This is a genomic window from Hymenobacter perfusus, from assembly GCF_003944765.1.
In the GTDB taxonomy this organism is placed as follows: domain Bacteria; phylum Bacteroidota; class Bacteroidia; order Cytophagales; family Hymenobacteraceae; genus Hymenobacter; species Hymenobacter perfusus.
The window spans coordinates 257172-266256 of record NZ_RWIU01000006.1 but is presented as its reverse complement, the minus strand read 5'-3'; the positions used below and the strand labels follow the sequence as shown (position 1 = coordinate 266256).

At 62.8% G+C, this 9085-nt stretch carries 8 protein-coding genes; 6 read left to right on the top strand and 2 right to left on the bottom strand.

Annotated elements, in window-relative coordinates:
• Positions 1 to 257 precede the first annotated feature (257 nt).
• The 3 genes from lgt (at position 258) to EI293_RS17780 (ending at position 2155) form a co-directional block, all read left to right on the top strand.
• The gene (gene lgt, locus EI293_RS17790; RefSeq protein ID WP_246010713.1) at positions 258 to 1253 is read left to right on the top strand and encodes a prolipoprotein diacylglyceryl transferase; all 996 of its coding nucleotides are present in this window, start codon (positions 258 to 260) and stop codon (positions 1251 to 1253) included.
• 77 nt (positions 1254 to 1330) lie between these two features.
• Positions 1331 to 1906 carry an RNA polymerase sigma factor gene (locus EI293_RS17785; protein ID WP_246010712.1) on the top strand — a complete coding sequence of 192 codons (576 nt, stop codon included), beginning with the start codon at positions 1331 to 1333 and terminating at the stop codon, positions 1904 to 1906.
• 6 nt (positions 1907 to 1912) lie between these two features.
• Positions 1913 to 2155 carry a hypothetical protein gene (locus EI293_RS17780; protein ID WP_125439895.1) on the top strand — a complete coding sequence of 81 codons (243 nt, stop codon included), beginning with the start codon at positions 1913 to 1915 and terminating at the stop codon, positions 2153 to 2155.
• A 41-nt stretch (positions 2156 to 2196) separates the two neighbouring features.
• Here the strand turns inward: EI293_RS17780 and EI293_RS17775 are convergent, their stop codons facing one another.
• Both EI293_RS17775 and EI293_RS17770 read right to left on the bottom strand, forming a co-directional pair.
• Positions 2197 to 3144: a zinc-dependent peptidase gene (locus EI293_RS17775; protein ID WP_125439894.1), complete on the bottom strand. Its 948-nt coding sequence runs from the start codon at positions 3142 to 3144 to the stop codon at positions 2197 to 2199.
• Between the two features lie 53 nt (positions 3145 to 3197).
• On the bottom strand, positions 3198 to 3545 hold the full coding sequence (locus EI293_RS17770) for a low molecular weight protein tyrosine phosphatase family protein (RefSeq protein ID WP_125439893.1): 348 nt from the start codon (positions 3543 to 3545) through the stop codon (positions 3198 to 3200).
• A gap of 137 nt (positions 3546 to 3682) precedes the next feature.
• Between EI293_RS17770 and EI293_RS17765 the strand changes: the two genes are divergently transcribed.
• The 3 genes from EI293_RS17765 to EI293_RS17755 all read left to right on the top strand — a co-directional run bounded on the left by EI293_RS17765 (position 3683) and on the right by EI293_RS17755 (position 9084).
• Positions 3683 to 4303 (top strand): RNA polymerase sigma-70 factor, encoded by a 621-nt coding sequence (locus EI293_RS17765; protein ID WP_125439892.1) that lies wholly within the window; start codon positions 3683 to 3685, stop codon positions 4301 to 4303.
• Between the two features lie 286 nt (positions 4304 to 4589).
• The gene (locus tag EI293_RS17760) at positions 4590 to 5606 is read left to right on the top strand and encodes a FecR family protein (protein ID WP_170170426.1); all 1017 of its coding nucleotides are present in this window, start codon (positions 4590 to 4592) and stop codon (positions 5604 to 5606) included.
• 196 nt (positions 5607 to 5802) lie between these two features.
• Entirely contained in the window at positions 5803 to 9084 is a 3282-nt protein-coding gene (locus EI293_RS17755; RefSeq protein ID WP_125439890.1) for a SusC/RagA family TonB-linked outer membrane protein, read from the top strand.
• Position 9085: the final 1 nt, after the last annotated feature.

The following is a 9085-nucleotide window of genomic DNA, read 5'->3' as shown; positions in this document are numbered from 1 at the left end:
CACTTCGCCAATTGTGCGGCCGCCTTGCTGACAAGCGGCCACCACACGTTCACGCAAGTCGGTGGAGTAGGCTTTCATCAACGGAATCTACACTAAAACCTGTACACAAACCTGGAATTCGCTCTAAGTGCATAGCCCCGAAAAATAAAAGTCCGGGGGCACCGCAAGTTTCGGCAGTAGCTGGGCCCTAAGCCAGGGTAGCGCCTTTGCTGCTTACCCTGCTCCGGCCCGGAGCCTCCCTTTTTCCGTTGCTGCCCATGACTGTACTGCTTGCTTATCTGGTTTGGGATATGGACCCCGTCATTACTCAGCTTGGGCCGCTCACGCTCCGCTGGTACGGGCTGTTGTTTATGATGGGTTTCGTACTGGGCACACCCGTGTTCCAACACATTTTCCGCACCGAGCGAGTCTCTCCGCACTGGGTGGATGTGCTCACGCTGTACGTGCTGGTGGGCACGGTGGTAGGGGCGCGCCTGGGCCACGTGCTGTTCTACGAGCCTGAAATGCTGCTGACCGATCCGCTGGAAGTGTTCAAAATCTGGCACGGCGGGCTGGCGTCGCACGGGGCTACGGTGGGCATTCCGCTGGCGTGCTGGCTGTTTGCGCGCCGCCACCAGTTTGACGTGTTGTGGGTGCTCGACCGGATTGTGCTGGTGGTGGCCATCGGCGGGGCGCTGATCCGGCTGGGTAATTTTATGAACTCCGAAATAGGCGGCTACCCCAGCACCGTGCCCTGGGCCGTGGTGTTTCCGCGCGACACAGGCCACCTGCTGCCCGCTACCCGCCCGCTGCCGGCCGGCACCGTGCTGGTAGCCCGCCCCGCGCTGTTGCCAACCGGTGAAGTAAGTTCCCGGGTGCTGCCCGCCACTATGCCCATCGGCCCCGGTATGCTGATGGCCGTGCCGCGCCATCCCACTCAACTCTACGAGGCGCTGTACTGCGTGCTACTGGTGGCCCTACTGTACGGGGTGTGGAACCGCACCAAAGAGCGTACTCCGCGCGGGCTGTTGCTGGGCCTTTTTCTGGTGCTGCTGTTCACGCAGCGTTTTCTGGGCGAAATTCTGAAGGAAGCCCAGGTAGATTTCGAGAAGGATAACCTGCTCAACCAAGGCCAGCTGCTCAGCCTGCTACCCATTCTGGTGGGCCTGTGGCTGCTGTGGCGCGTGGGCAAAGATGCTCAAAACCCCTACGGCTACGCCCCGCGCGACACAGACGAACCTTTGCCGACCGGGCAGATAGTCGTCAACGGGTAATGGGTTTGATGGACGTGCGTTACGCGACAAAGCTTGCCCTATCTTCGTCATCCTATGATCTTCCAGCCGATTCACGCGTGAGTAGTCTGCCCCCCGATGCCGAGCTGGTAGTCAGGCTCCAGGCGGGTGAGGCCGCTGCCTTCCGCACGCTGGTTGAGCGGTACCAGGGGCCCGTGTACCGCACGGCCCTGGGCCTGCTCCGCTCGCCCGAAGAAGCGGAGGATGTGGCCCAGGAGGTATTCGTGGAAGTGTATCAGACCATTGCCCGGTTTCGGGGGGAGGCTGCGCTCAGCACCTGGCTCTACCGCCTAGCCACCTCCCGGGCGTTGAAGCAGCGGCGGAAAAACCAGACCAAGAAGCGCTTTGCCTTCCTGACTACCCTGCTGGGAGCCAACCAGGAGGTGCTGCACGAACGGCCCGACCACCGGCACCCATTGGCCCTGCTGGAAGGCCGACAGCAACAGCAGCAACTCCTCGACGCCATTGCGCGCCTACCCGATAGCCAGCAGATAGCCTTCACGCTGCGCCACGAGCAGGAGCTGAGCTACGAGGAAATAGCCGCCGTGCTAGACACCACCCGGCCGGCCGTTGAGTCTCTGCTGTTTCGCGCCCGGCAAAGCCTGCGCAAGTTCCTCCATCCGCATTTAGCCTGAATTATCATGTCTGACCCCTCAAACCTGCCCGAAGATGATGAAGCCTGGACCATGCTGTTGCGCTCATGGTCAGAGGAGGCACCGGAGCCACGGCCCTTTTTCTTTACCCGGCTCCAGGCCCGTCTGGCTGCCCAACAACCCCAGCCTCCCGCCTTGCCCACGTGGCTGCGCCGCTCAGTATATGCCTTTTCGGTAGTGGCTCTGGTGCTGGCCCTGAACGCAGATACGGCGTTGTACAGCATGCGCTAAAGGCGAGACTCCGGGCGGGTAAGCTGGTTGCGGTAGGTAACTTACGCGGCCTGGGCCTCGTGCTGCTCCAGGTGGCAGTCTTTGTACTTCTGGCCGCTGCCGCAGGGGCAGGGCGAGTTGCGGCCGAACTTGCGGCGGCTGCGCAGCTGCTTCAGCCACTGGCGCGGGTCGGTGGCCCAGCGCTGGAAGCGGCTTTTGGGGTTCTGGCGGAAAGCCAGCAGCAGCAGGCCGTACAGCTCGGGGTGATGCTCCTGGAGCTTTTCGGGCTTTTCGAAGAAATACTCCGTCACCACGGCGAAAAACTCGGCCTCGTTGGTGCCCGCGTAGTCGTTGATTTCGGAGTTGCCGGCCCGGATGGCGGCAATTTCGCGCTGCATCACAGCTTCCCACTCGGGCCGCAACGCGGCGGGTAAGGCCAAGCCGGGTACACCGTCAATCACGCCATCGGCCTCATCCAGCAGGTGGGCAAACTCGTGAATGCCCACGTTCTGCTTGTCCATGGCATCCTGAAAGCCGCGTTCCAGGGAGCTTTTCGACAGGCGCATATACTGGGAAGTCTGGAAGCCCTGCACCGAGCCCAGCAGCGTGCCTTCCAAGCCTACAAACTCGTGGTTCGGGTCGCGCTGCTGGGTCCAGGCGTCGGGCACAATCAGCACCTCGCTCAGGTTGGCGTACTCCCAGTCAGGAAATCCGAATACCGGAATAATGGCCGAGGCCGCCACCAGCAGGCGTGTCGTATCGTCCACTTCTATTTGAAGGCCGGTGATGCGCGTCTGGGCCAGAAACACCTGCAAGCGCCGCTCGAAACGCGTTTTGTCGGGGTCGGTGAGGGAAAGGTAGAAGGCTACCCGCTCGGTCAGCACCTGCCGCCAGGCGGCGGGAAACTCGGCAGCCAGGGCGGCCTGCTTCAGGCGTGATTCACGGGTGAGGTAGCGGTAGAAAAAGTAGCCGACAACGGCTACCAGCGCGGCAAACAACAGGTAGGACATGATGCTGCCTCAACGGAAGGCAGCCGGGCCGGGTTTTGCACCGCCTCGAATTGCTACCATGCCACGCCCAGGTGCTCGGTGAGCCGCTCGCGCAGCAACTCCTGCAGAATGGGGGCCATGAACTGAAATTTGTCGGGGATGCGCAGGGTGAGGAGGCGCTTGCCGGCCAGGGCCTCCGGGAACTTCTGGCGTAGGTAGTCGGCGTGCTTGCGCTCCATAACTATAACGGTATCGGCCCAGCCCAGGTGGCCGGCCGTTACGCGCACCCGGGCCCCAGGCTCGGTGCCGGCGGAGCGGGCTTCGTAGCCGGGGTGGTGGTCGAACAGCCGCTCGGCGGTAAGGCTGCGCCAGCGGTTCTGGCTGCAGATGAACAGGAGCTTGGAAGGGGAGAAGTCAGGCACGGGAATACAGTGGCAGAAGCGTAAAGCCCCGGCGGGGCACCCGCAAAAGTAAAAAGGCGTACCATACCAGACCGGGACCCGGAATTAGTGAAACTTTGTAGGTTTCTGCTCCGAAGACCGCCCTGCCTGCTCTGCCCATGCCGCTTCCCGTTTCCTCATCTGCCACGCGCCACCAGCTCTATGCGGCCCGCCCCGATGCGGCCCTGGTGGCGGGCCTGCGGGAAAACGACGGGGAGGCCTTCGCCGAAATCTACGAGCGGTACTGGCAGCGGCTGCTGGAGGCCGCGTACCGACGGCTGGGCTCCCGCGAGGCGGCCGAGGAAGCGGTGCAGGACGTATTCGTATCGCTCTGGCAGAAGCGGCACGCGCACACCATCGAGCACCTGGCCAGCTACCTGCTTACGGCCGTGAAATACCGGGTGCTCGACGCGCTGAAGCACCGCCTCACCCGGGCCGACTATCTGGAGCACGCCCGCCCGCACTTAATGGCTCAGGACCACAGCACCGAGGAAACCGTAGCCGCCGCCGACCTGCGCTTTGCCCTGCTGACCAGCCTGCACCGCCTGCCCGAACACACCCGGGAAGTGTTTCGGCTGAGCCGGCTGGAGCATCAGTCGGTGCCGGAAATTGCCGAGCGCCTGCACCTGTCGCGCAAAACCGTGGAATACCACCTCACCCGCGCCCTCAAAGTGCTGCGCGTCAGCCTGCGCGAGTTTCTACTGCTGTTGATAGTGGTGGGAGAGGAAATTTTAGGGTAGGAGGGTGTGGGGGTAGGAGGGTAAGAGGTTGCAAAAGGCCGTCATGCTGAGTATGTGGCGCATTGAGCCAGGGTCCGGAGCGAAGTCGAAGCATCTCTGCCTCTGGCTAACTCTTATCCGATGAGGAAGCGGTAAAGATGCTTCGGCAAGCTCAGTACGACGGTTTACAGGGTGGTTTTTGGCTGAGGGTTGACTTTTTTTGCAAAAAAATGCGGGGTCGGCTAGGGTTCCGCGCCAGTCAACCGACTGTAGTAATAGCCAGCCCCACCACTTCATGCTGCACGCTATGCATCCAACCGATATTCATTCTTTGCTGCAGCGGTACCAGCGGGGGGAATGCACGCCCGAAGAAATCCGTCTGGTTGACCAGTGGTACGACCTGCTGAACCACGAGCAGGCCCCGCCGGAACTTACCCCGGCCGAGCAGGCCGAAGTCCGGACCGCCATGTGGCAGCGCATTAAAGACCAGACCCTGCAAGGCGAAGATCTGAGTCCGCCGCTCCAGCCATGGTACGCCCAGGCGGGCCGCTGGGCAGCAGCGGCAGCCCTGGCAGGAGCCCTGGGCTTGGGCGCGCAGCAGCTCCTGACGCGGCCGGCTGCCCCAGCAACTCTCGCTACGGCCCAGGCCAGCCGCTGGCAGCTCTACACCAACACTACCGCCCAGCCCCACATCGTGCAACTCACTGATGGCACCCGCGTGCGGGTAGCGCCGGGCGGACAGCTGAAATATCCCGGCCAGTTTGCCGCGCAGCACCGCACGGTGTATTTGCAGGGCGAGGCGTTTTTTGATGTCGCCCACGATAAAGCCCACCCGTTCCGGGTGTACACCCGCCAGCTCGTGACGACGGTACTGGGCACCAGCTTCCGGGTGCAGGCGCCGGTGGGTGCGGCCCCGGTGGTGGTGCAGGTGCGTACCGGTCGGGTGCGGGTGCAGCCGCTGGCCAACACGCCGGCTGGGGCGAAACCGGCCCCGCTGGTGGTGCTGCCTAACCAGCAGGCCGTGTACTCGCCGCAGCGCCACGCCTTGGCCCGTGGGCTGGTGGCCGAGCCGGTGCAGGTAGCCGCCCAGTCCTTCGCCTTCGATGACCGGCCCGTGCCGGAAGTGCTGGCCGCCTTGGAAAAAGCCTACGGGGTGACCATTGAGTTTGACGCTCCGGCGCTGGCCGGCTGCTCGGTAACGCTCAACCTGCCCGAAGCCTCTCTCTATGATAAGCTGGATGTGCTCTGCAAAACACTGGGGGCCACCTACACAAAATCGGATACCCGCATTCTGTTCCGCAGCCCGGGTTGCCGGGCGCGTTAGTTCCTTCCTTTCTTCTTTCCCCATTGGCTGCCTATGAGAAGAACTACCTCTGCCTAAGTAACTGCCTCTCCCACGGCACGGCAATTCCCACCCGGTCTGTTAGCGACGGCCGGTTTGCCACTGCCCGGGGTTTTCTCAGGTTACCACTGGTAGCCGGTTTTGCAGCCGGCTGCTTTCCACCAATTCCCACCTTCGCATGAAAAATCCCCTACACGTTTCCCCGCCGCTTTCCTGGCAGCGGGTGGCGCTGCTGCAACCGCTGTGCGTGGCGTTGCTGAGCAGCACCCTTGCCACAGCCACTACCTTGCCGTCCGCAGCCCAGGAGTTTTTGGAGCAGCCCATCACGCTCCAGGCCCAGAATGAAACGGTACACACCGTTCTGAGCAAGATTGAAAGCCAGGCGAACATCCGGTTTCAGTACAGCCGCCAGCTGATTGGGGCCGGCCGCCGGGTGAGCCTCCAGGCCACCGGCCAGCCGCTGGCCGAGGTATTGCACCGCCTGCTTGATCCGCTGCGCATTGCCTACGAGCCTATTTCCAGCGGCATCATTCTGAAACCCGCCGCGGCGGTGGCCGACGTGACGGTAACCGGCCGCGTGGTGGATGAGAAGGGCGCGGCCGTGCCCGGCGTGAACGTGGTGGTAAAAGGCACCAGTACCGGCACCCAGACCGACGGCGACGGCCGCTACACCCTGCAGGCTCCCGAGGGCGCAACGCTGGTGTTCTCCTTCGTGGGCTACACCAACCAGGAAGTGCCCCTGAACGGCCGCACTACCCTGGACGTGAATCTGGCTCCCGACTCGCAGGCTCTGAGCGAAGTAGTGGTAGTCGGCTACGGCACCCAGCGCAAAACCGACGTGACCGGGGCCGTGGCCCGCATTGAGGCCGCCGAAATTGTGAATCAGCCGGTGCAGACGCCCACCCAGGCGCTCCAGGGCAAAACCGCCGGCGTGCAGATTACCACCGACGGCACCCCCAACGCCCAACCCACGGTGCGCATCCGGGGGACGGGCACGCTGCTGGCCGGGGCCAACCCGCTCTACGTGGTGGACGGCGTGCAGACCACCGACATCCGCAACCTGAGCAACTCCGACATCGAGACGATTGACGTGCTCAAGGATGCCTCGGCGGCGGCCATTTACGGGGTGCGCGGGGCCAACGGCGTGATTATCGTGACTACCAAAAAAGGTAAGCAGGGCAAGCCGGTACTGAGCTACAACAACACCGTGGGCTTCAAGCAGGCTACGCGGCTGGTGGAAATGGCCGATGCCCAGCAGTACCGCACCTATCTGGCCGATATGGCTCCCGACCTCAATATTCCCAACAACGGGGCCGATACCGACTGGTACGACCAGCTGCTGCGGCGGGCCATGTTCCAGAACCACAATCTGGCCGTGTCAGGGGCGAATGAGAGCGTGCGGTACTACTTCAGCGGCAACCTGCTCCAGGACGACGGGCTGGCCATCCAGAACAAGTTTTCCCGCCTCACGGTGCGCTCCAACACCGATTTTACCATCTCGCCCAAGTTCAGCATCAACTCCCAGGCCTCGTTCAGCCGGGCCAACACCCGCGACGTGAACTTCGGGGCGGCTTTCCAGAACGCCTACCGCGCCTCCCCGCTGATTGCGGCCAAGGAAGGCAGCCGCTACGGCAACACCTCGGCCTTCGGCAACGTGGGCAACCCGCTGCTCGACATCGAGAAAAACAACAACCGCTCCTACGAAAACCGTTTGCAGGGCAACGTAGGGCTGAATTACTTACCCTTCGAAGGCCTCACGCTGCGCTCGGCCATCAACGTGGATGCTACCTTCAACAACCGCCGCAACTACAACTACCAGTACCTCAACGACGAGGCCACGTTCCTGACGGCCGGCGGCAACCAGCGCAACCCCCAGAGCAGCCTGGAGGTCACCCAGATTAACGGCTCCCGCTACCTCTGGGAAAACACGGCCACCTACCAGCGCATCTTCGCTGAAAAGCACAACCTGACGCTGCTGGCCGGCACGGTGATGGAGGAAGGCAACACCACCTCCCTTTCGGGCCTGCGCCGCAACGTGCCCGAGGACCCCAACCAGTGGTACCTGGGCACCGGCGACCCGAATACCAGCGTGAACGGCTCCCCGGTATTGGGCAAGGACCGCCGCCTCTCGTACCTGGGCCGCATCAACTACGCCTTCGCAGATAAGTACCTGCTCACTACTAACGTGCGCTACGACGGCACCTCCAAGTTCAACTCCGACCAGCGTTGGGGCCTGTTCCCTTCCCTGGGCCTGGGCTGGATTCTGACCGAGGAAGGCTTCCTGAAGGATCAGAACGTGCTGAACTTCCTGAAGCTGCGCGCCAGCTACGGCCAGCTCGGCAACGACCAGATTGACCCCACGGCCTACATCACCACCGCCGAAACCAACATTCCGTACGTGTTCAACGGGCAGCCGGTGCTGGGCGCGGTTATCCGCCAGATCAAGGACCGGGACGTAAGCTGGGAAGTAACCACCGAGTACGACGCGGCCGTGGAGTTTGCGTTGCTCGATAACCACCTCTCGGGCGAGGTGACCTACTACCGCAAAACGACCACCGACGCGCTGATTCCGGTGAACATTCCGGCCCTGTTCGGCGACCCGGACAACCAGTACATCACCAACGCCGCCGACATCAGCAACCGGGGCGTGGAAGCGGCCCTGACCTGGCGCAACACGGTGGGGGAGAACTTCAGCTACAACTTCGGGGTGAATGCCACCTTCAACCAGAACCGCATTGAGAACCTGAACGGCGGCCAGGCGTTGTTCGGCGGTGCCAACAACGTCACGCGCTCCGATAACGGGGTGGCAGCCGGGTCATTCTACGTGCTGAAGGCGGAAGGCGTGTTTCAGAACCAGGCCGAAATTGACGCCTACCCGCGCTACACCTTCTTCACGCCCCAGCCCGGCGACCTGAAGTACGCCGACGCCAACGGCGACGGCACCATTGACCTGCGCGACCGGGTATACGCCGGCTCCTACCAGCCGCCCATGTACTTCGGCATCAACGGCGGGCTGAACTACCGGGGGCTGGATTTCTCCTTCGTGTTCAGCGGCAACGTGAACAACGACGTGTACAACCGCAAAAAGCAGGCAACCGGCGCCATTACCGACAACGTGGAAGCCGACTTCGCCCGCAACCACTGGACGCGCACTAATCCTTCCCAAACCGACCCCGCCGCCATCCGGAATAACACGCCCAACTCCACGTATTTCATTGAATCGGGCAGCTTTATCCGGCTGAACAACCTGGTGCTGGGCTACACCATTCCCACCGACATCACCAAGCGGGCCCGCATTTCCTCGCTGCGGGTGTACGCCACGGCCCAGAACCTGTTCACGCTCACCAACTACTCGGGCTTTACGCCGGAGCTGCCGGGCGGCCCCCTGGATTCGGGTATTGAAGCCACCACGTACCCCACCAGCCGCACCCTCGCGCTGGGCCTCAACGTCAATTTCTAGC